Annotated in this window: 21 protein-coding genes and 3 tRNA genes; 11 read left to right on the top strand and 13 right to left on the bottom strand. The window is 38.8% G+C overall.

The features are described 5' to 3' along the window. Window positions 1-13: 13 nt before the first annotated feature. Both I7H67_RS16340 and folD read right to left on the bottom strand, forming a co-directional pair. Window positions 14-682, bottom strand: a complete 669-nt coding sequence (locus tag I7H67_RS16340; RefSeq protein ID WP_005307923.1) for a class I SAM-dependent methyltransferase — start codon at window positions 680-682, stop codon at window positions 14-16. A 240-nt stretch (window positions 683-922) separates the two neighbouring features. Then, window positions 923-1,771 carry a bifunctional methylenetetrahydrofolate dehydrogenase/methenyltetrahydrofolate cyclohydrolase FolD gene (gene folD, locus I7H67_RS16345; protein WP_151989323.1) on the bottom strand — a complete coding sequence of 283 codons (849 nt, stop codon included), beginning with the start codon at window positions 1,769-1,771 and terminating at the stop codon, window positions 923-925. A gap of 152 nt (window positions 1,772-1,923) precedes the next feature. Here folD and I7H67_RS16350 point away from each other — a divergent pair. Then, a tRNA-Cys gene (locus tag I7H67_RS16350) sits at window positions 1,924-1,997 on the top strand. Between the two features lie 11 nt (window positions 1,998-2,008). Then, window positions 2,009-2,094, top strand: a tRNA-Leu gene (locus tag I7H67_RS16355). Between the two features lie 103 nt (window positions 2,095-2,197). On the opposite strand, the gene I7H67_RS16360 is transcribed toward I7H67_RS16355, so the two are convergent. Further along, window positions 2,198-3,961 (bottom strand): alkaline phosphatase D family protein, encoded by a 1,764-nt coding sequence (locus I7H67_RS16360; protein ID WP_198308329.1) that lies wholly within the window; start codon window positions 3,959-3,961, stop codon window positions 2,198-2,200. A gap of 196 nt (window positions 3,962-4,157) precedes the next feature. On the opposite strand from I7H67_RS16360, the gene I7H67_RS16365 reads away from it, so the two are divergent. After that, window positions 4,158-4,243 (top strand) — tRNA-Leu (locus I7H67_RS16365). Window positions 4,244-4,662: 419 nt separating this feature from the next. Here I7H67_RS16365 and I7H67_RS16370 read toward each other — a convergent pair. From I7H67_RS16370 to rlmE, 4 genes are all read right to left on the bottom strand, one after another. After that, window positions 4,663-4,977 carry a DUF5713 family protein gene (locus I7H67_RS16370; protein WP_005307931.1) on the bottom strand — a complete coding sequence of 105 codons (315 nt, stop codon included), beginning with the start codon at window positions 4,975-4,977 and terminating at the stop codon, window positions 4,663-4,665. A 133-nt stretch (window positions 4,978-5,110) separates the two neighbouring features. Continuing rightward, window positions 5,111-5,962 (bottom strand): dihydropteroate synthase, encoded by an 852-nt coding sequence (folP, locus tag I7H67_RS16375; protein ID WP_198308330.1) that lies wholly within the window; start codon window positions 5,960-5,962, stop codon window positions 5,111-5,113. A 135-nt stretch (window positions 5,963-6,097) separates the two neighbouring features. Next, window positions 6,098-7,993: an ATP-dependent zinc metalloprotease FtsH gene (gene ftsH / locus I7H67_RS16380; protein ID WP_034591375.1), complete on the bottom strand. Its 1,896-nt coding sequence runs from the start codon at window positions 7,991-7,993 to the stop codon at window positions 6,098-6,100. A gap of 133 nt (window positions 7,994-8,126) precedes the next feature. Beyond that, a complete protein-coding gene (rlmE, locus tag I7H67_RS16385; RefSeq protein WP_004790464.1) occupies window positions 8,127-8,777 on the bottom strand; it encodes a 23S rRNA (uridine(2552)-2'-O)-methyltransferase RlmE in 651 nt (216 codons plus the stop codon). 199 nt (window positions 8,778-8,976) lie between these two features. Between rlmE and yhbY the strand changes: the two genes are divergently transcribed. Beyond that, window positions 8,977-9,300: a ribosome assembly RNA-binding protein YhbY gene (gene yhbY / locus I7H67_RS16390; protein WP_004790462.1), complete on the top strand. Its 324-nt coding sequence runs from the start codon at window positions 8,977-8,979 to the stop codon at window positions 9,298-9,300. 16 nt (window positions 9,301-9,316) lie between these two features. Beyond that, window positions 9,317-9,853: a DOMON-like domain-containing protein gene (locus I7H67_RS16395; protein ID WP_198308331.1), complete on the top strand. Its 537-nt coding sequence runs from the start codon at window positions 9,317-9,319 to the stop codon at window positions 9,851-9,853. 59 nt (window positions 9,854-9,912) lie between these two features. Here I7H67_RS16395 and I7H67_RS16400 read toward each other — a convergent pair whose 3' ends face one another. Next, a complete protein-coding gene (locus tag I7H67_RS16400) occupies window positions 9,913-10,500 on the bottom strand; it encodes a hypothetical protein (RefSeq protein WP_049837312.1) in 588 nt (195 codons plus the stop codon). A gap of 29 nt (window positions 10,501-10,529) precedes the next feature. Further along, the gene (locus I7H67_RS16405) at window positions 10,530-10,688 is read right to left on the bottom strand and encodes a hypothetical protein (protein ID WP_198308332.1); all 159 of its coding nucleotides are present in this window, start codon (window positions 10,686-10,688) and stop codon (window positions 10,530-10,532) included. 123 nt (window positions 10,689-10,811) lie between these two features. Here I7H67_RS16405 and carA point away from each other — a divergent pair, with 123 nt between their 5' ends. The 5 genes from carA to I7H67_RS16430 all read left to right on the top strand — a co-directional run bounded on the left by carA (window position 10,812) and on the right by I7H67_RS16430 (window position 17,029). After that, window positions 10,812-11,951, top strand: a complete 1,140-nt coding sequence (gene carA / locus I7H67_RS16410) for a glutamine-hydrolyzing carbamoyl-phosphate synthase small subunit (RefSeq protein ID WP_005307938.1) — start codon at window positions 10,812-10,814, stop codon at window positions 11,949-11,951. A gap of 14 nt (window positions 11,952-11,965) precedes the next feature. Further along, entirely contained in the window at window positions 11,966-15,196 is a 3,231-nt protein-coding gene (gene carB, locus I7H67_RS16415) for a carbamoyl-phosphate synthase large subunit (protein WP_004790453.1), read from the top strand. Between the two features lie 88 nt (window positions 15,197-15,284). After that, window positions 15,285-15,761 carry a transcription elongation factor GreA gene (gene greA, locus I7H67_RS16420; RefSeq protein ID WP_005307940.1) on the top strand — a complete coding sequence of 159 codons (477 nt, stop codon included), beginning with the start codon at window positions 15,285-15,287 and terminating at the stop codon, window positions 15,759-15,761. 74 nt (window positions 15,762-15,835) lie between these two features. Continuing rightward, window positions 15,836-16,468, top strand: a complete 633-nt coding sequence (locus I7H67_RS16425) for a CatB-related O-acetyltransferase (RefSeq protein ID WP_198308333.1) — start codon at window positions 15,836-15,838, stop codon at window positions 16,466-16,468. A gap of 123 nt (window positions 16,469-16,591) precedes the next feature. Beyond that, entirely contained in the window at window positions 16,592-17,029 is a 438-nt protein-coding gene (locus tag I7H67_RS16430; RefSeq protein WP_005307948.1) for a universal stress protein, read from the top strand. Between the two features lie 69 nt (window positions 17,030-17,098). On the opposite strand, the gene I7H67_RS16435 is transcribed toward I7H67_RS16430, so the two are convergent. Further along, window positions 17,099-17,428 carry an MGMT family protein gene (locus tag I7H67_RS16435; protein WP_081309557.1) on the bottom strand — a complete coding sequence of 110 codons (330 nt, stop codon included), beginning with the start codon at window positions 17,426-17,428 and terminating at the stop codon, window positions 17,099-17,101. Between the two features lie 81 nt (window positions 17,429-17,509). On the opposite strand from I7H67_RS16435, the gene I7H67_RS16440 reads away from it, so the two are divergent. Continuing rightward, entirely contained in the window at window positions 17,510-18,226 is a 717-nt protein-coding gene (locus tag I7H67_RS16440) for a metalloprotease (RefSeq protein ID WP_198308334.1), read from the top strand. 5 nt (window positions 18,227-18,231) lie between these two features. Here I7H67_RS16440 and I7H67_RS16445 read toward each other — a convergent pair whose 3' ends face one another. The 3 genes from I7H67_RS16445 to I7H67_RS16455 all read right to left on the bottom strand — a co-directional run. Further along, window positions 18,232-19,962, bottom strand: a complete 1,731-nt coding sequence (locus I7H67_RS16445; protein ID WP_198308335.1) for a CapA family protein — start codon at window positions 19,960-19,962, stop codon at window positions 18,232-18,234. After that, a complete protein-coding gene (locus I7H67_RS16450; RefSeq protein WP_198308336.1) occupies window positions 19,959-21,614 on the bottom strand; it encodes a poly alpha-glucosyltransferase in 1,656 nt (551 codons plus the stop codon). The genes I7H67_RS16445 and I7H67_RS16450 overlap by 4 nt, the downstream gene beginning before the upstream one ends. A gap of 143 nt (window positions 21,615-21,757) precedes the next feature. Beyond that, on the bottom strand, window positions 21,758-24,274 hold a 2,517-nt coding region (locus I7H67_RS16455), incomplete at its 5' end, for a BapA/Bap/LapF family large adhesin (protein ID WP_198308337.1).

Below are 24,274 nucleotides of genomic sequence, written 5' to 3' on the forward strand. Positions count from 1 at the left end.
AGACGCTGTTCTTTTACAGCGTCTTATAAAAACTTACATTTCTAAATTCTTTAGCTTCATCAAGATCTGGCCATGTGGATGCACTTCTTTCATCAATTTTTTGATATTTTGGATGACTAAAGTTTTTAACACGACTATCTGCGACCCAGACCTCTGGTGCAAATTTCAAAAATTCATCTAAAAAGAAACGGTTGCACTGGTCATACAACACATCAGCAGCCAATAAAACATCAACTTGCTCTGCTTTATACAAATCGTCCAAATATTCGAGCTCTACACCATTAAGTAATGCATTTTCACGGCAAGCATTTAAGCTAACCTGATCAATGTCACAGCAGATTACTCGTTTTGCTCCAGCCATTTTCGCAGCAATAGCAACCACACCTGAACCCGCACCAAAATCTAATACCACTTTATCTTTAACATGATGCGGCTCTGCAAGTATCCATTGAGCCATCGCCAGACCAGATGCCCAACAAAAGATCCAATACGGCGTGTCATTCCAAATACGGCGAATGACTTCATCATCTAAGCGATCAGTTGGGAAAACGGGTGGAATCAACCACAAGGAAATAGGTGTTTCTGGTAACTGTTGTACCATCAACTCACAATGAGGAATCACTTCATGCAAGGCTTGAAGTAAATGTTCAGGGGCTTTGGCAAATTGAAAGGTGCAGCTCATAAATAAGCTCAACAATTTATAATTACTATTTGATTAACCACATTGCGAGCAAGACTAAAACAGCGGCTTATAACATGATAGCGTTTAGTTACTAAAAAATACGTTAGTTCAATTCCAATGTATTAATTACAGCAACCGTTTTGGTCTTGCGTAGCTTCGCTACTCATCCCGAAAGAAAAGTAACATACGTGCTCCTAACATTTACGCTAAACAGTAGGACGCCGTCGTGAATAAATTAAATTAACCTAAAGCTTTTTCAGCAGCTTCTACAGTTTGACGAATCAAAGTTGTGATTGTCATTGGACCTACACCACCTGGTACTGGCGTGTAAGCAGAAGCAACTTCTTCAATACCTTGTAGCTGGATGTCACCTACACCACCGCCATCACGTGGATGGAAACCAGCATCAACAACTACTGCACCTTGTTTAATCCAGTCTTTTTGGATGAGTTCAGCTTTACCTACAGCACCAACAATAATGTCAGCTTGTTTCACAAGCTCAGGTAAATTTTGAGTACGTGAATGACAAATCGTTACTGTTGCATTCGCTTGCAATAGCATCATTGCCATTGGTTTACCTAAAATTGCTGAACGACCAACCACAACCGCATGTTTACCAGCAATTTCGATATTGTTTTCTTGTAAAATGGTCATAATCCCCGCAGGAGTTGCTGAACCATATGCAGCTTCGCCCATAGCCATACGGCCAAAACCAAGACAAGTTACACCATCAACATCTTTAGCTAATGAGATTGCATCGAAACATGCACGCTCATCAATTTGTGCAGGAACGGGATGTTGTAGAAGAATACCGTGAACATCTGGATTAGCATTTAGCTTTTCGATTTCAGCTAATAATTGTTCTGTTGTAGTTTCTTGTGATAACTCAATTTTTAAAGAATCCATGCCTACTCGACGGCAAGCATTTCCTTTCATGCGTACATAAGTTGCAGATGCGCCATCATCCCCAACCAAAATAGTCGCTAAAATTGGGGTACGACCTGTTTTAGCTTTTAAAGCTTCAACACGTACTGACAAATTTTCTTCAATTTGCTTTGCTAATGCACGACCGTCTAAAACCAATGCCACAGCACATCTCCAAGGTAGACATGAATTTAATGTGCCAATAATACATGATTATTTGGACAAATTTATTCTAGATGTTGCTTTTATGTTCATCTTATCTCAAAACAGTATTGTTTTTTTTCTAAAGGTTGCTAATATGTGCATCACCAAATGTAGGCGGGGTGGCAGAGTGGTCATGCAGCGGACTGCAACTCCGTGGACGCCGGTTCGATTCCGACCTCCGCCTCCAAATTTGGTAAAGCCCGGGTGGTGAAATAGGTAGACACAGGGGATTTAAAATCCCCCGCCCACAAAGCGTGCCGGTTCGAGTCCGGCCCCGGGCACCATTTTCTAGTATAGAAATTGGTGCAATAAAAAACCCAGCGTAAGCTGGTTTTTTTATGCCAAAAAAAAAGGATACTTATTAGTACCCCTTTCCCAGCCATATATTTAAGCAGTTTTTTGCTTATCTTGTTCAGGCGTTAAATTCGCATCTAACACTAATTGATAGTGTCGACTTGAATCTACTTTATATTCTGCATTTTTAATTGAATCCACAAAAATCCAATCCGATTGCACTTGCGTATCATCGAGTGTAACCACCAGGTAGCCCCGCTGATTTAAATTGCAATACGTCAATTCATCGATAAGTGTAGTAAAGGCAAATTCAAACTTTTGCAACTGAGCCAAAGGAATACTTAAATATTTTTCAAGACCCGGTGAAGAAACCGAACTTGTCGCCAGTTCAACACCGACATACTTTCCTTTTTGGCTATACAGGTAAGATGTCCATGCATTATGGGTATCGCCAGCCAAAACAATAATTTTCTTATTAAACTCTGCCAATTTATCATACACAAACTCCCGCTCAGCATAGTACCCATCCCAAGCATCGAGATTATATGGAACTAAAGTTGTGACTCGCGCTTTTTCTTGAATAGTTAAAGTTGGATCACCCTGCTCTAATCGTAATTTCAATGTGACTAATTCTGTAATTTGCGCATTCATTTTAGCTAACGCATCTGACGAAGTTCCACCTGAAGTAATTTGTCCCAGAGAAACCAATAATTCAGCAGGAATCCACATTTTACTCATTAAGACTTGCTGACCAATCACATTCCATGTTGCCGTCGATTGCTTTAATTTATCAACCAACCAATCTCTTTGCGTATACCCCATTAAAGTACGCTTTGAATCTGTTAAATCAGCCTGAAATTTTTGAGCATCTAAACCAGAAGCTGTCATATAGTCCTTATATTCAAGCTGTTTATCTCGCGCAATAATGCGTGTATCTAGCATTGTTAGCTGTACAAGTGATCCAAAATTAAACTGACGATAAATATTTAGATGATCTGTGTTAGAAACAGGGCGAATTGGCATCCATTCAAAATAAGCCTGTAGAGCAGCTAACTTACGATCAGAAAAAGATCCTTCATTATCTTGATGGTTTTCCGCACCATCACGCCAAGTATCATTTGCTAACTCATGGTCATCCCAAATTACAATGAAAGGATGACGTTGATGAACTGCCTGCAAGTCTTTATCCTGACGATATAGCGCATAACGTTTGCGATAATCATCTAATTTAATAATTTCTTTATTATTATCAGATGGCAAAGTACGGCCCAATTTTTCGGCATCTTCTGTCGCATATCCATCAGAGCTATATTCATAAATGTAATCTCCCAAATGGATGACTACATCCACACTCTGTTTTGCTATTTCACGATAAACGTAGAAGTAACCCGCAGGATAGTTAGAACAAGAACATACCGCAAAGCTGACCTTATTGGTACTTACAGGCAAAGTTTTAGTTTGACCAACAGGTGAAGTTTTATTACCAAAATGGAAACGGTAATAATAAATGGTATCCGCCTGTAGACCTGTTGCATCTACTTTCACGGTGAAATCATCTGTCTTAGTCGTTTGAACCACACCAGTCTTTAAATTCAGCTTAAACTGGTCATCGGTAGCAACTTCCCAAGTAACCTTAAGGCGCGCACTAAGATCTACCGGTGTTAAACGCGTCCATAAAATTACTTTATCCTGCAAAGGGTCGCCACTCGCAACTCCATGTAAAAAATCTGCTTGTGCCTCCGAACTTTCTTCATCGGAACCATCATTACAACCCGTAAAAGCTACCGGCAAAGATAGCGCCCCAAAACCGAACAGACTTTTTTGAATTAATTCTCGGCGTGAAATTTTCTCTGACATAAAATTACCTAAGTTTTAAGCAATGAGTGTCTTAAAGTTAAGTAGATAAGATGAACAACTGATCTCAGTTTAATGAACAAATCATGACATAAATTGGTTAATTTATATAAATACTAACAAGAACTGATTGAAAATAAAGCAAACTCTCTGATTTTCTCTTGCCAATCGTGCACTTGTCCTCTATTATTGCGCACATGCCCGGGTGGTGAAATAGGTAGACACAGGGGATTTAAAATCCCCCGCCCACAAAGCGTGCCGGTTCGAGTCCGGCCCCGGGCACCATTTTCAAATATTGAATTTGGTGCTACAAAGAATCCAGCGTAAGCTGGTTTTTTTATGCCTAATTAAAATGAATTGTATGATAAGAATATTATTACTTCTATTTAGCATCCTTCTCTTAACAAAGGTTCATGCTACAGATCTTTTTTCTAGCACTGTTTATTTCAGAGATAACCATTAGTATTTTTCAGGTTACTCTATCACCAAAGATGATTATTTAATTAAAAACATCTAAAAAGATAATAAATAAATTCAAAGCATTAGAACGAAAAATAGAAACTTATTGGGTCAATTTATTAGCAGACGCCGACTCTCAAGAGATATGGTGTTTGAGTTTTTAAATTAAGCAAATAGATGAAATTCATTTAAAAGCATCTTGCCATTTATTAGATGCATTTGAAGGTATTGAGAATCGAGAGTAATCACCACTCTCGATTCATCACCAGCTCTTCCATTTCAAGGTCTAAATATCCTGCATCCTGTGCCACCATCATCATTGCTTCAGCAATATAGTCAGCAGCACTATCATCCAAGGAAGAATCTAGATCTTCGAACTGAGGCTTCATTTCATTGATTTCAATTACAGTTTGATGAGCATATCGATAAATATCCTGATCAGCTAAAGCAGGCTTCTGAACTTTTTTGGCAAATTGTTCAATTAACTGCTTGAGTTCAGCGACTAAAATATCTGGATAATACTCATCATCAAACATTGGGAGAAGTAAGTCTTCGAACATACAAAAGTTTACACAGCAGCAGAAACCTGCCGCTTATAACATATTTTCAAAACAATAACGACAATTTTCCCTGACTCAATCATCTAACCCATGAAATTAATCAATCATAGTCTGATTATAAAAGCCTATTTTTTTAAGCTTGCTTCATCGCTTTCCAAACAAGAATTGCATCATGCATAGCTTTTACATCATGTGCACGAACAATTGATGCTCCTTGCTGAATACTAAGCAAATGCCCCGTAACGCTTCCTACCGCACGCTGATCTGCAGCTACGCCGTGTAAAGCTTCGCCAATAAAACGTTTACGAGAAAGGCCAGATAAAATTGGATAACCCATTTCACTAAGCTTCCAGAATTCATTTAACAATCTTAAATTTTGCTGCGCATTTTTTGCAAAACCAAACCCAGGATCAATAATAATATTCTGTTTTTTTACACCCGCAGTTAAAGCCTCTTCCACACGCTGCTGAAGCTCTTGCATCACGTCCAGTGTCACATTCGTATATTGATCTAGCTGATTCATTGTGGTTGGCTCACCACGCATATGCATGATCACCACAGGGATATCCAACTCTACTGCCGTTTTTAAAGCATTTGGTCGAGTAAGCGCACGTACATCATTCCAAATATGAGCACCCGCTTCTTTTGCTGCACGGATAACATCTGGCTGACTCGTATCAATTGATAGAATCACATCATGTTTAGCTAAAGCTGCAACTACAGGTACAACTCTTCTAATTTCTTCTTCCACACTTACCTCAGATGCCCCCGGACGAGTAGATTCCCCACCAATATCAATAATGGTAGCGCCCTGCTCTATCATGATTAGCGCATGAGCAATAGCTTGATCTACTTGATTATGTTTTCCGCCATCACTAAAAGAGTCTGGGGTGACATTTAAAATCCCCATAACATGAGGCTGTGATAAATCCAACTGAAGCTGCCCACATTGTAGAATTTGCTGAGGTAAAGGCATTAATTGCATGACAAACTCCAATTTAAAATTCGGCAACATTTTAACAAGTCTCTGATCAATATACTGCTGATTTCTTTTCGGCTTTGTTTGAAATACATGCATAAAAAAAGAGCCACATGACTGTGGCTCTTTTGCTTAACTCATTTAGTTCATTGCTGGTAATGGTGGTGGTGTAGATGGACCATCTTTTGGTGGTTCAAATGCAGCCACTGGATTTTCAGCAACATACACCTTAGGTGGTTGTGGCTCACGGCCTTCCATAATGTCACGAATTTGATCACGATCAATGGTTTCCCATTCCATCAAAGCTTTTACCATTGCATGGGCAATATCTTTATTACCTTCTAAGATATTACGTGCAACTTTATATTGCTCATCAAGAATACGACGCACTTCTTCATCAACTAACTGTTGAGTTGCTTCAGAAATCGTACGGCTTCCTACATTTCCAAAGAAACCATTTTGGTTTTCATCTTCGTAAACCATTACGCCCATTTTGTCAGACATACCGTACTTAGTAACCATTGCACGCGCCATTTTGGTAGCTCGCTCAAAGTCGTTTGAAGCACCAGTAGATTGCTGTTGGATAAACACTTCCTCAGCAATACGACCACCAAACAAAATCGCAATTTCATTTAGCATCTTGTCTTTATAATGGCTAATCTGGTCTTGTTCAGGTAACTGCCAAGTTACACCCAAAGCCCAACCACGTGGCATGATCGTTACTTTATGAACAGGATCTGTACCAGGCAAAATCTCTGCAACAATTGCATGACCAGCTTCATGATAAGCAGTTGCACGACGCTCTTCTTCACGTAGAACCATCGACTTACGCTCTGGACCCATGTAGATTTTGTCTTTTGCATCTTCAAAGTCATGCATGTCGACCGTATTCTTATTACGGCGTGCAGCAAATAATGCAGCTTCGTTAACAAGGTTAGCCAACTGTGCACCAGAGAAACCTGGCGTACCACGTGCTAACACTTTCATGTCCACACCTGTAACTGAAGGTAATTTTTTCAAATGTACATTCAGAATTTGCTCACGACCACGAATATCCGGTAAACCAACCATTACTTGACGGTCAAAACGACCTGGACGTAATAATGCTTTATCAAGCACATCAACACGGTTAGTTGCAGCAATAACGATTACACCTTCATTACCTTCAAAACCATCCATTTCCACAAGCATCTGGTTTAAGGTTTGTTCACGCTCATCATGACCACCACCTGTACCCGAACCACGGTGACGACCAACTGCATCAATCTCATCGATAAAGATGATACATGGCGCGTGACGCTTCGCTTGCTCAAACATATCACGGACACGGGACGCACCCACACCCACGAACATTTCTACAAAGTCAGAACCTGAAATACTGAAGAAAGGAACCTTCGCTTCACCAGCAATTGCTTTAGCTAATAATGTTTTACCAGTACCCGGAGGACCAACCATAAGTACGCCACGAGGAATAGTCGCGCCCAAACGTTTGAATTTTGCAGGGTCTTTTAAGAAATCAACAATTTCAACAACTTCTTGTTTTGCTTCATCACAGCCGGCGACGTCAGAAAAATTGACTTTGATCTGGTCTTCAGAAAGCATTTTTGCCTTCGATTTACCAAAACTCATCGGTCCATTCTTTCCGCCTGCACCACCACCCATGTTACGCATAAAGAACATGAATAACAAAATGATTAACAGTACAGGGAAACTAGCAATGAGAAGTTGCATCAAAATGCCTTGACGTTGTGGAGCTGTTCCCTCAACAACAACATTTTGTTTATTTAAGCTTGGCATAAGCTCAGTGTCTTCAACTTGCGGACGAACAGTTTCAAACTGTGATCCGTTAGTTTTTTCACCATTAATATTTAAACCGTCAATTGTGACTTGCTTAATTTGGCCACTATTCACCGCTGCAACGAAATCTGAATATTTCATCGCAGTAGGCTTGTTGCGGTCACTGATATTACTGAAAATTAAAATCAGAACACCAAGTATTATTAGCCACAATACGGCATTCTTGAAGTAATCGCTCAAAGCTTTATTCCCATATCGATCTAATTTGATCATGCCCAATCTTGGCCGATCGTCATAAAAGCAGCAACTGTATTGCTTGCGGATAACCTAAAAGTACAAAATGCACAATTTTTAGGAGCTTGGCAAGTAAACTTTATTGCAATGCTTTCTTACGCCCTTGTCCAACCAAAAAAACTTCTTTAGATCGTGCACGAGAAGCTGCTGGTTTTACTGTTTTTAACACATCAAAACTATCAACTACTTGTTTACGAAACTCATCAAATCCTGCACCTTGGAACACTTTAACCACAAGTTGTCCATTAGGACCAAGAACCTTTTGAGCAAAATCTAAAGCCAGTTCACATAAGTAAATCTGTCTAGGTTGATCAACAGCCCTATTACCAGATGTATTGGGGGCCATATCAGAAATTACAATGTCTACTTGTCGCCCATTTAAAATATTTAACAATTTTTCAAATACATCTTCTTCTCTAAAGTCGCCTTGTAAGAAAGTGACATCAGGCAAAGCATCCATAGGCAAAATATCGGAAGCAATCACTAAACCTTTGCTACCAACAAGTTTCCCAGCGATTTGAGACCAACTACCAGGAGCCGCGCCTAAATCTACTACCGTCATGCCTGGCTTGATCAGCTTATATTTTTCTTGAATTTCAAGAAGTTTATAGGCCGCTCGAGCACGATACCCTTCCTTTTGAGCTTTTTTAACAAAAGGATCGTCTAGATGTTCTCTCATCCACGCACGACTACTTTTCGACAATTTCTGGTTTGTAATGCGTGTTGCCATAACTCACTAAATATCAAAAAAACTTCTGATCGTTCATTGTACGTGAAAATTACTCTCATTACAGTACGGATGTAGCGTAATCTCACTAAGTTTTACAGTTTTTTTCCAATAATGTTGATCGATTATTTATACAGTTTTTCGTACATCTGGATTTAAGTTTTTTGCTATACTAAGCCGTTTTTAAAATCAGGTATTTTTAATGGCCGCTTTATCTATCCATGAACGTAAACGTTTACGTCAAATTGGTCATGTGCTTAATCCGGTTGTCATGATTGGTGGACAAGGCTTAACAGACGCGGTAATCGAAGAAACGCTTCGTGCTTTAAACGACCATGAACTTATTAAAGTTAAGATTGCTGGTGAAGATCGTGAAGCGCGTACTGCAACAATTGAAGCAATTGTAGAAGCAACTGGTGCAGAAGCTGTGCAAAAAATTGGTAAAATTGTTTTGCTTTACAAAAAAGCAGCTAAACAAAACCAGCATTTGTCTAATCTTGTTCGTCACGCTCACTTAGCAAACTAATTTAATTTGACAAATTATGGCAAGTTACGAACTTTCAGCTTTTGATCGTTTTCATGCTGTTTCCGTTGTTGGCGCAATTGAACAGCAAGCACCTTATACTTTAAATATTGGTTTTTGGATCCGTGATCCAAATCAACTTATTATCTGGCCTCAAGAAGTCGCGGCTCATCCTCGTCAAGATTTTTTGTGGGAAGAAACTTGTTTCGAAATTTTTGTTGGCGTGCATGATGAAGATTATTATCGGGAGATTAATCTTTCCCCTTCTCAAGCATGGCAATCATATCAGTTTGAAGAATATCGCTATCCAGAAAGTATACCTCCCCTTGCTGCTTACGATATTGAACTGAATCATCTCAAGCGTACTCACTATGGCTTAAATGTTAGTCTCGATTTAGGGCAATTTATGCGACAGCATCGCTTGAAATGGGCAAACCTTTATTTAGGTTTAACTACAGTTTTAAAAACCACAGAAGGTATGCAGTACTATGCAATGCAGCATAGTGGAAAAAGTGCAGATTTCCATAATAAACGTGACTGGTTACATCAGTTCTAAAAATAAAAAAGCGAGAAATTATTTCTCGCTTTTTTATAGCTGGACCAAAGCAGAGATCATTAATTGTCTCGTGCTTTATTCCAAGCTTCGACTGCATTATTTTTAGTACGTTTAATACTTTCACTTAGAGAATCTTTGTGTTTCAAAGAAATCTGGCTAATATCACCTTTAAGCTCTTTGCTCACTTTTGTTAAATCTTCAATAAGCGCATTAATTTCTGCTTTCAAAGCATTTTTAAGATCAGATAAGCCTTCTTGCGAAGTACTAAACTGAGCCTTAATCACATCAAGACGTTGTAAAATATCTTGTTTAATTTGGACAAATTGATTTTGAATATTTTTATTTAACTCGTGAGTTTCAGCTTCAATTTTCTCTTGAGCCTCACTTAAAACTTCTTGGACTTGTTCTTGAGTTTCAGCAATCGCCTCTTTTACCTGAGCTTTTGCTTCAGTAGCAACTTCTTTAACTTGCTCAGTTTTTTCAGCAACAGTTTCTTTTACCTGTGCAGTTTTAGCGGTTACTGTTTTTTTAGCCTTAGTTGTAGTTGCAGCTATGGTTTCTTTCACTTCATTGACCTCAGCTTTGACTGATTCAACTACTGCTTGAGTTTTTTCACTCACTTCTTTTGAAACTTCATTATTGCTCATACTATTTCCTCATATTGTTTATTTTTTAACTAGCAATACAATAAATCCAGTTTAAAGAATTCTCCTTGCAAATTGTTAGACAATTTATCAAAAGTATCTGATTCAGATGAGTGGATAATTTTTTTATAAAAAGCAAGCAATGAATTATATTTTTTAGCAGAAAAGAAATAGACTTTTAGGGGTTCCATGCGTATAATGCGCTGTTAAGTTACAAGCGGGCAGACCGATAGGGAGGGCATGTTTTATCCAAACATCGCCGATCTTTTTTGGGTCTACTCGCTTTTTTACAGCCGAAATTCAGGAGCTTTGGTTTGAGCATCCCCGCCATTTTAGCCCTCGCAGATGGAACGATCTTTAAAGGAACGTCAATCGGCGCAACGGGAAGTACGACTGGAGAAGTCGTTTTTAACACAGCCATGACTGGCTATCAAGAAATTTTGACTGACCCAAGTTATGCACAACAAATTGTGACATTAACTTACCCTCATATTGGTAACACTGGTTGTAACGCGGAAGACGTTGAATCTGGTCGTATCCATAAAGTATGGGCGAATGGTTTAATTATTCGTGACCTTCCTCTACTACACAGTAACTTCCGTGCTGAGCAGTCGCTGAGCGAATATCTGCAAGAACACAATGTTGTTGCAATCGCAGATATTGATACGCGTAAATTAACACGTATTTTACGTCAGACTGGTGCACAAAACGGATGCATCCTTGCTGGTGAAAATATTACTGAAGAAGAAGCAATTGCAAAAGCTCGTGCTTTTGGTGGCTTAAATGGCTTAGACCTTGCAAAAGAATGTTGTGATCCAACTGGTTTTGAATGGTCTGAAGGTTCATGGACTCTAGGTCAGGGCTTCTCTCAACCTGAATTAAAATATCATGTAGTTGCATACGATTACGGTGTCAAAACCAACATCTTACGTATGCTTGCAGACCGCGGTTGCAAATTAACCGTTGTCCCTGCAGAAACTCCGGCTGAAAAAGTATTGGCACTTAATCCGGATGGCGTATTCCTTTCAAATGGTCCTGGCGATCCAGCTGCTTGTGATTACGCAATCGAAGCTGTAAAAACTATTGTTGAAACCACAACATTACCTGTATTTGGTATTTGCTTAGGCCACCAAATCTTGGCACTCGCTTCTGGTGCAAAAACTGTAAAAATGAACCATGGTCACCACGGTGCTAACCATCCTGTACAAAATCTTGAAGATGGTACAGTGATGATTACTTCACAGAACCATGGTTTCGCTGTAGATGCAGAAACTTTACCGGCTAACTTAAAAGCAACGCATAAATCATTGTTCGATGGCACCTTACAAGGTATCCACCGCACAGACAAACCAGCTTTCAGCTTCCAAGGTCACCCTGAAGCAAGCCCTGGTCCACATGATTGTGCACCTTTGTTCGATCACTTCATCGAACTTATCGAAGCATCTAAACAGTAATTACGGAGCGAATAATGCCTAAACGTACGGATATTAAAAGCATCTTAATTATTGGTGCTGGCCCGATTGTGATTGGACAGGCATGTGAGTTTGACTACTCAGGTGCTCAAGCATGTAAAGCACTTCGTGAAGAAGGCTACCGTGTTATTTTGGTTAACTCTAACCCAGCTACCATCATGACAGATCCATCAATGGCTGATGCAACTTATATTGAGCCGATTACTTGGCAAACTGTTGCACAGATTATTGAAAAAGAACGTCCAGATGCAGTATTACCAACGATGGGTGGTCAAACTGCATTGAACTGTGCCCTCGCACTTGATGAGCATGGCGTTCTTGAAAAATATAATGTTGAATTAATTGGCGCAAGCAAAGAAGCGATTGAAAAAGCCGAAGATCGTAAACTCTTCGATATCGCTATGCGTAAAATTGGATTGGAATGTCCAAAAGCTGCCATTGCTGAAACAATGGAAGAAGCTTTAGCAATCCAGTCACGCTTTGGTTTCCCAGTAATTATCCGTCCATCATTTACAATGGGTGGTTCGGGCGGTGGTATTGCATATAACCGCGAAGAATTCCTTGAAATTTGTGAACGTGGTTTTGACCTCTCTCCTACTCACCAGTTATTGATTGATGAATCTTTAATTGGCTGGAAAGAATACGAAATGGAAGTTGTTCGTGATAAAAACGACAACTGTATTATCGTATGTGCGATCGAAAACTTTGACCCAATGGGCGTTCACACGGGTGACTCAATTACCGTTGCTCCTGCTCAGACATTAACAGACAAAGAATATCAATTGATGCGTAATGCTTCGGTTGCAGTTCTTCGTGAAATTGGTGTTGAAACAGGTGGTTCTAACGTTCAGTTCGGTATTAACCCGAAAGATGGACGTATGGTTGTCATTGAGATGAACCCACGTGTATCTCGTTCATCTGCTCTTGCTTCTAAAGCAACAGGTTTCCCAATCGCAAAAATCGCAGCAAAACTTGCTGTTGGTTATACCCTTGATGAATTGAAGAATGACATCACTGGTGGCGTGACTCCTGCAAGCTTCGAACCATCGATTGACTATGTTGTAACGAAGATTCCTCGTTTTAACTTCGAGAAATTCCCACAAGCAGAACCAGTTCTTACCACTCAGATGAAATCTGTTGGTGAAGTCATGGCAATTGGCCGTAACTTCCAGGAATCTGTACAAAAAGCATTACGTGGTCTTGAGGTTGGTGTAAGCGGTTTCGATGAAAAAATCGAAGCTGGCGCAACAAATGCAAAAGAAACCATTTTAAAAGAGCTTAAAGTTCCAGGCCCTGAGCGTATCTGGTATGTAGCAGATGCTTTCCGTCATGGTTTCTCTTTAGATGAAGTGTTTGAAGCAACCAAAATTGATCGTTGGTTCCTCATTCAAATTCAAGACATCGTTAAAACTGAAGCTGAAGTAAAAGCTTTAGGTTTTGGTGACTTAAACGCTGACAATATCCGTGCATTCAAACGCAAAGGTTTATCTGACCTTCGTATTGCGCACCTCATGGGTATTTCACAAAAGCAATTCCGTAAACAACGTTGGAACTTAGGTGTTTATCCAGTTTACAAACGTGTTGATACATGTGCTGCCGAGTTTGAATCTGGTACTGCATACATGTATTCAACTTACGATGAAGAATGTGAAGCAAATCCATCAAATCGTGACAAGATCATGGTTATTGGTGGCGGTCCAAACCGTATTGGTCAAGGTATCGAATTTGACTACTGCTGTGTACACGCTGCATTAGCTATGCGTGAAGATGGTTATGAAACAATCATGGTTAACTGTAACCCTGAAACTGTTTCTACTGACTACGACACATCTGACCGTCTATACTTCGAACCTGTAACACTTGAAGATGTACTTGAAATCGTACGTACTGAGAAGCCAAAAGGCGTGATCGTACAGTACGGTGGTCAAACACCTCTTAAATTGGCACGTGCTTTAGAAGAAGCTGGTACACCAATTATTGGTACATCACCAGATGCGATTGACCGTGCAGAAGACCGTGAACGTTTCCAGCAAATGATCCAACGTTTACAGCTTCGTCAACCAAACAACAGCATTGTAAAATCTGCTGAAGAAGGTATCTCTGAAGCTGCGAAAGTAGGTTATCCGTTAGTTGTTCGTCCATCTTATGTATTAGGTGGTCGTGCAATGGAAATCGTATACAACGAAGAAGAACTTAAGCGTTACCTTCGTGAAGCAGTTCAGGCATCTAACGAAGCTCCTGTTCTTCTTGACCGTTTCCTAGATGATGCAACTGAAGTTGATGTTGACTGTGTATCTGACGGTAAAGATGTTGTGATCGGCGGTATCATGCAGCACATCGAACAAGCAGGTATTCACTCAGGTGACTCTGCATGTTCAATTCCTCCTTATTCTTTATCTAAAGAAATTCAGGATGAAATGCGTCGTCAAACTGTTGCGATGGCAAAAGAACTTGGTGTGGTTGGTTTGATGAACGTTCAGTTCGCAGTTAAAGGCGATGATGTTTACGTTCTTGAAGTTAACCCACGTGCTTCACGTACAGTTCCATTCGTATCGAAATGTATTGGTGATTCTTTAGCAAAAGTAGCTGCACGTTGTATGGCTGGTCAATCTCTTGAATCTCAAGGGTTTACTAAAGAAATCATTCCAACACACTTTGCTGTGAAAGAAGCTGTTTTCCCATTCGCTAAATTCCAAGGCGTAGACCCAATGCTTGGACCTGAGATGAAGTCTACAGGTGAAGTAATGGGCGTTGGTAAAACATTTGGTGAAGCATTCTATAAAGCTGTTTTAGGCTCAAATGATCGCTTACCAGGTTTACCAACTGAAGGCGAAGTAAAACATGCTTTCTTATCTGTACGTGAATCTGACAAGAAATATATTGCAGATATCGCTAAGAAATTAGCTGCATATGGCTTCAAGCTTATTGCAACAGGTGGTACATACCAAGTACTTAAAGAAGCAGGTTTAGAATGCGAATCTGTGAATAAAGTGACTGAAGGTCGTCCACATATTGTTGACCGCTTGAAAAATGGTGAAATACACCTTATTGTCAATACCACTGAAGGTAAACAAGCTCAATATGACTCTGCAATGATTCGTCGTGCTGCCCTACAAGGCAAAGTGTATTACACAACGACTATCAATGGTGCAGAAGCTGTTTGCCAAGCTTTTGATGTGAAATTGCCAATGGATGTATACCGCTTGCAAGATTTAACTGTAGGTTAATTTGTTACCGATAAGTCCCGTCACCTTATCGGTGGCGGGATTTTTTCATTTTTTTTAACTGTGTTTTCTCAAATTAAGAGGGACCAAAATGCAACGCTATCCAATGACCCCTGAAGGTAAAATTGCCTTAGAGAAAGAATTACAACATTTAAAATCTGTTGAACGTCCACGTATTATTCAAGCTATTGCAGAAGCACGTGAACATGGCGACTTAAAAGAAAATGCTGAATATCATGCTGCACGTGAACAGCAAGGTTTCTGTGAAGGCCGTATTCAGGATATCGAAGGTAAATTAGGCGCTGCTCAAGAAATTGATGTTAAAACACTTGAGCAAAATGGCCGTGTTGTTTTTGGTGTAACAGTAACAATTGAAAATCTTGATACTGAAGAACGTAAAACTTATAAAATTGTTGGCGATGACGAAGCAGATTTTAAAATTAATAAAATCTCGGTGAACTCACCAATCGCACGTGGTCTTTTGAGTAAGAGTGAAGGCGATGAAGTAAAAATCGTGACTCCTCAAGGCGAAGTCGAATACGAAATCGTAAGTGTAGAATATCTCTAAGATAATGCACAACTAGCCCCTCTTTATGAGGGGTTTTTATTCAATACCATCGATATATTTTTGGGAAATCACACATGGATAACTCTTTAATTAACACTCCAGTTCGTCATTGGTGTGAATTTGAATTTATCCATAAAACTGTTAAAAACCCTAATATTCATATCAGTGGTCATTATTCTTATTATTCAGCCTATTGGGATCAAGGTTTTGAACGTTGTGTCGTGCGTTATTTACATGATAAAGCCTCGACACCAGACAAACCAATTGACCAACTTTATATTGGTAATTTTGTTTGCTTTGGTGCTGAATGCGTCATTATGATGGGTGGCAACCAACTTCATAGACCAGACTGGATTTCGACTTTCCCTTTTGATACCCGTAGTTTTTTAGCAGCTGGTGATACTGTAATTGGCGATGGATGCTGGATTGGTAGTCGTGCAATGATTATGCAAGGGATCACACTTGGTGAAGGTGCAGTGGTTGCAACTGGGGCTGTGGTCACTAAAGATGTTCCCCCCTATGCAATTGTAGGTGGTGTGCCTGCGAAAATTATTAAATATCGTTTTCCTCAAGAACAAATCGATAAACTGCTTGCTTTAAGACTTTATGATTTGGATGAGAAGCAAATTTTAAAAATACGCGAATATTTACAAACTGAAGATATAGATGCTTTATCTACACATATGGAAAATTTGCGGAATCTATAAAAATATATCTACAAAAATTTGTTGTTATAAACTCACAAATGATTACGTGCTTGAATTTAAATCGTCAAAAAATAAGTATAAAGTATTGAATAAATAAGCATCATTACAATAAGGAAAACACTCATGTTATATCAACATATTCTTGTACCAATTGACGGTTCTGAAACTTCTTTAATTGCCATGAAAGAGGCAATCAAACTGGGAAAAGCATTAAATAGCAAGATTACGGTTGTGCAAGTTATGGCTCTTGATCCGTTTATTGCTGACGCCTATGTAAAAACTGGTCAAACGAATGATTTGATTGAACGGACAAGAACCTATTTACTCGATATTTTAGAACATGCAAAACAAGAATTTGCCAATGAAGGCATTACTGTCGAAACCAAACTACTTGAAGGTTTTGTTGTACATGAAGAGATTATTCAGGCTGCTCAAGACCTAAATGCAGATCTGATTGTCATGGGTTCTCATGGCCGTACAGGGGTCCGAAAACTTGTACTGGGTAGTGTTGCACAAAAAGTCTTAGGCGAAAGTCATATTCCTGTTTTAATTGTTCGATAATTTCAATATTGCCTATTTTGTTAATTCTAATAATTTAGGCAATGATTAAAAAAAGCCTTTTCAGGATCTTTAAGGCTGCCAAGCAAATTGCTTTAAGTTTACTTTACCATTTAACAAATAGACTCCTTCAGCTTCTAGCTTTAACTGCTGAACATTTTCACCTTTGTCATTAAATTTACTTAGGCTAATTTTGCCTTGAGAATTAATAACCCGATACCAAGGGACTTGATGATCTGCTTCAAGATGTTTCAAAACATAGCCAACTAATCTCGCATGTTTAGGTAACCCTGCCATACGAGCCACTTGCCCATAAGTTGCGACTTTTCCGTAAGGAATCAAAGCAATGACTTCTAAAATCTGCCGATGTAGTTCATACTGAGTTGTCAAAATGGACTCCATAAAAATTGACATAATTCATATCATATAAAAATTTTTGACTAAAACTAAATGCAATCCAAGGTGGGCTTGAGGGAAATCTGCATGAAAAAAACTTTATTGGTGGTTACTGGGACTTTACTGTGCGCTTCTTGTACTACTCGCCCTCCTATTCCTTCAGGAGAAGTGCCTAAAGTATCTACAGATGGCCGCCCTATCGTTCCTGTCACATTCGTTTTTACCACTAATTCTCCAGAAGCTATAAAGTTTGATAATTACCAGCAGATGCGTAAAGAAATCAAAATATTAAATAAATATTATGTAGATGATAAAAATAATAAGATTTTTAAATTCAAATTACACCGTTATATCCCTTACGAAGAGTTTTCGAAATTACATTGCGATTTAAAACAGCAGATCAATCAACCTTACCCGATCTCTACTGAAACTATTCCTGCCAGTGTAAATACCTGTTTTCCTAAAAGAACTGCCAGCAAGGAAGTCATCGTTTTTATTTATGATGCCTATTCGACTAAATGGAAATTTGAAGATGTAACAAGTAGAGCATTTCGTAATAATGGTAAACCTTTTGTTTTATTAGATTGGAACCGACTCAATTATAATATTCAGGCTGGTAGCGTACATGAAATGGGGCATGTGTTCGGACTAAAACATGTTTGCGCGCCGAATGCTACAAAACGTACACCAACCAACATCATGGCGAGTGCCGAATGTAAACGTGGCAGCGGTGGACTTAGAAATTTAGGTTTTACACCGGTCCAACTTCAAACAATTTTAGAAAATTACCAACGTTATCCATAAAGATTTTAAAAACTCATTTCGACATAAAAACCTAAATCATCTTGTGCTGCATAATAATTTTCAGGAGTCAGTAATGAAGTCATATAATTGCTGGCCTCTGAAAAATCGTCTTCATTGACTGGATGCGGTTGCCAAAATGTTTTCAAATTATTGGTATAGATCGGATATAACCGCAGTCGATCTTTTGACAAATCTAGCCGTGCTATACATCCATACGGTAAAGCATTTTGCTCTGTATATTCACCATTGCTATTAAAAACTGCATTGCCAATACCAAATACTACAGGCTTCTGATTAATCACTTTAATCTGTTGGATGGTATGAGCTCCATGACCGATAACGAGGTCCACACCAGCTTGAGTCAGAATATCAGCAAGCTTGCTCTGTTCCTTAGTAATCGGCTTAAAATCGATACCCCAATGAGAAATAACAATAACTTTATGCTCAGGGTTAGTCTGCTTATAACGACCTATTTGTTCAAGCAAAACCCCATTTAGACATGCAACTCCACTATTAGGACCTAAGGCATAAAAATCATAATCTAGATAGGCAGTGTCTCTGTGCCAATAGCCGTTAAAAATAGTGTAATGCTTGTTATTAAATGTGATTTCAAAGTAGCTATGGGCTTCTTTTTGATTTGTGCCTGCACCGATATAAGAAATATTGGCCTGATCAAATTGTTGTAATGTATAAGCTAACCCAGGATCACCATAGTCTTTTAAATGGTTATTTGCCAATACCACATGATTAAGGTGAATATTTTTGAACGCTGCTAATGTTTGTTCGGCATCAGCTTTAAGAATAAATGGTTTTTTATGTGCTAAAGGAGATTTGGTTTCTAAAGCAAAGACAGCTTCAAAGTTAGTAATATTTAGGTCATGTTCCCCTAAAAAGGCTTTTATTTTATCAAATGGATAGTCATACCCATATTGCTGCAGAGCATCCATTTGTCCTCTCGCCTTACGCTTTTCAGTGTAGATTTCCCCAAAGTAGGTATCACCTAAAATGTTAATAATGCCGCTTGGGGTGGAGCAAATTTTAGGTCTTACAGTCTGTGCTTGAAAACAGTGATAATAAGGAATTAAGTGCTCAGCACGATGAATATCATCTAAAAAAGAAAAGAAACCGATAGTCTGGTTTTCCTCAAAGAACGTCAGATAAATTTTTCTAAATGAATTTGTAAGATATAAAACCTCTACTACATTCTGTGCCATTAAGAGAGTCTGTGGTAGATAAGACTTTCCTTTAAAATTCAGCTCTTTTATAAAGAAAAGTTTTCTGATTTCAGCTGGATGGCTATAAATATTTTTAACTAATAAAAACAAATGTTTTAACTGGTTTTGTGTACTTTCTTTTTTCAAATTTAAATTATAAGTAGCAGCTCTTTTTGACAAAATTAAATAGGCTTGCTCATGTGTACCGCAGAGCATATTGCTTAAAGCATCTTTCACATCTGCTGCTTGGGTGAAAATTAGCAACTGCAATAGATCAGTAAAAGTGTAATGTTCCGAGGGTTTTAAGCCTAGATTTTGCTGACCTAATTGCTCAGATAGGTGTTCAGACACAACATACTCATCTTGAGCTTGTACATTTTTTTGCTGAAATTGCTCTAATGCGTAGTCGATTAGCAGTAGTGTTGAAATATCATCGTCAAATTCGAATTGCCATAAAGCTTCATCAAAACTTGTCGTATCAATATGTGCTAATAACTTGATTTCAACAGGCTGATATTTCATGGCTCATCACCTTTGTAATCTTTAACGTAAGCGATATAACCCGACAAGTTGTGTTCTTGATCATCAATCCGTACTCGAAAACGATCATGACGAATATAAAACGCATGTAAAATTTTATCTGGCCGAGCCATATACATCGCCATTTCCGGATAAAAAAATCCTGTAGTTTGAAAATCAGCTCTAAACTCAATTAGCTTTTGAAGCTCAGGCATGTACGCCTGCTCAAAAAGTGCTGTCCGTCCCTGCTCTTTTAAACGGTTCACCATTTTATAAGCAGCCATTAGCATTTCTAATAAAGTTGCATATGTTGTTTTTCGATTTTTAATAAAAATAAAGTGTTTTAAATAATTATTTAAACCAAAAATAAAATATTTATCTTCAGGGCATATTTTAGTGAGTTCATTGGTACAATAACTTAACCAATGATCATGGTATTTTTCATATCTTTTCTCAATAAAACATTCAAACATTAATTTAACGGTTTCTAATAATCTAGAATCTTGGTTAATTTGATATAAACGTAATAATGCTAAAGCAGCCTCACCATCATAATAAATAATTCTAAATTTTTCTTTTAAATCATAATCTGGATAATTTAATACATGAGTTGTTGAGCCATTTGAATCTATCAATTTTAAAATACCATTTGCGAGTTTCTCTGTATATTTTTGATAATCCGCTTTTTGAGTAATTTCTTGATATTTAGTTAACATTAAAATAGCAGCCGCATTGGCGCCTAATTTGATTTCGAACTCCCCTTCTTTACCATCAATCATAAAGGCTGTTTGTGAGTCTTTTTCTTTATAAAATTTGGTCAGTGCATAGTGAATGGCAGCATGTATTTTGGGCCAATATTCTGGCTTGCTTTGCACTTCAAATGTTTCTAGTAAGGCATACACTGAGGTACAGTGACGCACCGTATTGTAGTTACGAATGTCACGATCATAAGCCGAAAAATAGCCATATATAAATTTGCCATTTTCTTGAATCTGGTCATGCAGAAATTCCGAATTTTGCTCAATTAGATGCTGAAAATGCTGTTTTTTATTGCTTGAAATTCCTCTAATTCCATTTACATCATAGCCACTCGCTAAGTTAATAAATTCCTCATTTTCATAAAATGCTGCGTAGGTATCAAAAGTCCAAATGTCTTGCAGTTCTTGTAATTTAATCTGTGGTTTTGGAGTGTTATATTTTTGCTTAATTGCATAATTTAGGTTTGTTTCATCAAAAAAGTTCGGTTTGTCGTAGCTCAAGCCTCGAATGATTGCTTTTCCATAAATCTCTTGCTCAAGAAAAGCCACTGAACAGTGTTCATCAAATCCAATCCCTTTACGGTAGTGGTTGTTGTGAAATTGATGGTGAACCTGTTGCTCTACTTCCTTCCAAGCTTGTTTCGTTAAGTTGTATGCCACATCAATTTTTATATAATCATCCAGCGATGACTGTGCAAACTGTTCATTAATAAAATCTAATAATTGTTTTTTGGCCTGCTCTAAATTTGTTTTCTCACTGTGCCAGACACCACATCTTTGGTCTTTAGGGCCATAAGATAAAAATAAAATAATATCCTGTTTATGACTCGGAACGTGCTGAACAACTTGTTCTAACCAAAGGTTCATTTTTCTTTGGAATTTTAAAAATGCCGTCACTCGAATTTAGTCCCTATTCGTTAATTGTTGTTCTATAAAATTTTCAATACATCATAGCACGGACAAGCTAAAAGCTAGATTAACGTATTGTTTAAACATAAAAAAAGAGCCCGAAGGCTCTTTTTTATTTGGTTAATTATCTATTAATAGATAATTTGACCATTAGCAAGTAACTCTGCCTCACTAGTCGTAACACCTTGTAAAACCAACAGATTCGTAAAGTTATTGGTAGGAATAATTCCTGTTAATCCATCACGGTCAATCTGAATAGTTGTATTACCACCACTTACAACGACATTGATATATTGTCCAATAGTAAGGTCTGTTTGAGCTCCATCGAGTAATCCTCTGATATCAATCAGATCAGCTTGTTGATCTGTCGCAACATTACCCACATGGAAGTTAGTCCAAGTATCTACGCCATTACCACCTGTATTACCACCATTACCTATAGCAACGTTATTTAATACATGATAAATGAGAGTATCTGAACCAGCCCCAATCGTGCCAGTATCCGTATTAAACGTGTCATTTCCTGATGTGCTAATTACATGAGTATTGTAATCAGAAGTAGTCAGGTTAATTGTCAATGATGATAAAGACTCGGAACCATTCGCTGCCACCAACTTATAGTTAATGGTATCGGTTGGATTCGTTAATGTTAACGATGTAGTATTGGCACGGTAATCATAGTCACCATTTGAATTGATCACAAACGTACCATTCGCAGTAGTGATAGATTGTCCAGTAGCCTCAACATACACACCAGGACTTGTTTCAACATAGAGTTTGACACCATCAGCGGTAAAGATGCCACTGTCTGCCACCCCACCAATTGTGTCACCATGGACAATGTTTCCATGAATCCAATCAGATGAATAATTATTCAAATGCGTTGTAGTTGTCGTTACTTGGGTATCCAACGTTGTTGTTCCAAGTGATACTCCAGTCAACGTATATTGAACACGGTATGTACCAGCTCCTAAGTGTAGAACAGCATCTTGGAAAGCTACAGTTCCCAAACTAATTGTTGCCACACTTCCAAGTGCAGTTGCTGAACCGGTATAAGTAGTATCAACCCATACTCCACCAACAAATTGCTGAACAACATAACTCACGGTTGGCAACACACTTACTAGAGGTTGGTTGGCATAAGTTGCTGCCACCTGTACATCTACTAGGTCATTTGCTCCAACAGTAAAGGTATTTGATAATACGCTATTTGAGCCAATTATACTTACAGATACGACCGGACTTGGAACATCTACAGGTGTATCAGTTGAGTTGCTAAAGTCAACCGTTGCAACAGCTTGGTCTGCATTGGCAACGATTTGAGTCGTACCATCCGTTCCAGGACTAGCTGTATTCCAAGTAATGCTGACATCAGGTGACCCAATCTGTATGTGCAATACCGCTGTACTAGTACCACCTGATACAGGATCAGTAATCGTGTAAGTGAAGCTATCTACTTTACCAATGTTTGCAGCATTAGCAGTTGGTGTATAGCTATATGAACCATTTGCAGAGATAGTAAGTGTTCCATAAGCTCCTATTACTGGGGTTGAAGAACCAATAGATGTTGGTATTGCACCTACTTGCTCACCCACAACAGTAGACACAACTGTTGTTCCAGTAATTGTATCTGGCACATATGAAGGACCATATATAGTCGAATCATCATCCGTAAGCACATTACCAGTCACTGTTGCTGCACTATATGTAGGTACTACTGTGTGATTATAGTCATCGCGAACCACACTCATTGTGCCTAACAATCCTACACCAACACCGGTATAGACCATAAACGCTCTATAAGAACCACTTGCCAAGTCTGTGATAGTCGCACCGAATCCATTACCACCGAGTATTCCGACGTTAATTAATCCCGTACTAGCATCACCTGCAACATTCTGCCACGAACCATCTGGTGCTTGTTTTTGTAACACTATTTTATAGTCGTTAAGCAAAGACAAACTTAGTAAAGCGCCATAGCTAATCGTTGCGTCTGAAGTATGTCCAGCAGCAATACTGAAGCTCACACTCGGGGTACCTAGAAGCGATACGTTGAGACCTTCAGTTACGCCTATCAATGCTAGATAGGTTGCAGAACCAGCATTAATACCCGTTGTAGTTAATGGAACAATATCAATTGCTACACTATCTACATTGTCATGTGCAGTAATTGTTGGCACAAGAACAAGACCAGCAAGGTTAGCGCCAGTACCCAAGTTACCTGCAAGGTCTGTATAGGTGTTATTTGCAACACTGATGCTCGGTGCTGTTGCACTGCCATCTTGAGTGAAGGTTGCTGTCCAGGTCACACCACCATCTGCTGTGGTCAAGCCAGTAAGCGTACCACCTGCCAAGGTTACATCTGTTGCATCAAAGCCAGTTACTGCTTCACTGAATGTGAAGGTCACTGTGGTGCTTTCACCAAGAGCCAGATTCAGGTCTGTTGCACTGATCGCAAGCGTCGGTGCTACCACATCTGAAGTCAAGCCAGCAAGGTTAGCGCCAGTACCCAAGTTACCTGCAAGGTCAGTATAAGTGTTATCCGCCACACTGATGCTCGGTGCTGTTGCACTGCCATCTTGAGTGAAGGTCGCTGTCCAGGTCACACCACCATCTGCTGTGGTCAAGCCAGTAAGCGTACCACCTGC

Origin of the sequence: Acinetobacter sp. ACIN00229, from assembly GCF_016106645.1 — a bacterium.
GTDB lineage: Bacteria > Pseudomonadota > Gammaproteobacteria > Pseudomonadales > Moraxellaceae > Acinetobacter > Acinetobacter oleivorans.